The organism is Desulfovibrio sp. 1188_IL3213 (genome assembly GCF_036763145.1).
Taxonomy (GTDB): Bacteria; Desulfobacterota; Desulfovibrionia; order Desulfovibrionales; family Desulfovibrionaceae; genus Desulfovibrio.
This window is the reverse complement of record NZ_JBAIYR010000722.1, coordinates 1-373: the sequence shown is the minus strand read 5'-3', so window position 1 is coordinate 373 and position 373 is coordinate 1. Positions and strand designations below refer to the sequence as shown.

1 protein-coding gene is annotated in these 373 nt (G+C 53.1%); it reads right to left on the bottom strand.

All coding sequences use genetic code 11. The features are described from left to right. Positions 1 to 373 (bottom strand): transposase (locus V6C16_RS14740; protein ID WP_333543628.1); only part of this gene is annotated, 373 nt, incomplete at both ends.

Below are 373 nucleotides of genomic sequence, written 5' to 3'. Positions count from 1 at the left end.
TTGCCTCCGGTGGAGTTTTGACGCGGTACAAGCCCCAGAAATGCGGCAAATTCCCTGCCATTTTTGAAATTCGAGGCCACACCGGCAATAGTCAGCAGGATAGTGGCGGTCATGATACCGATGCCAGGCACCTGCATCAGGCGTTGACAAGCTTCATTTTCTTTGGCCACGGCCTTAAGCATCTTGTCCTGTTCAAGGATCCGCTCATCGAGAAAACACAGGGCTTCATAAAGCGAAGCCAAATTTCGGCGCATAAGGGTAGAGAGGTCGTTTTCCTCGTCTGCGATGAGCGCTGGCAGTTGGGTGCGAACGGCACAAATACCTTGCCGGATAACGATACCATACTCGGCGAGCAGCCCCCTGGTTTGGTTGA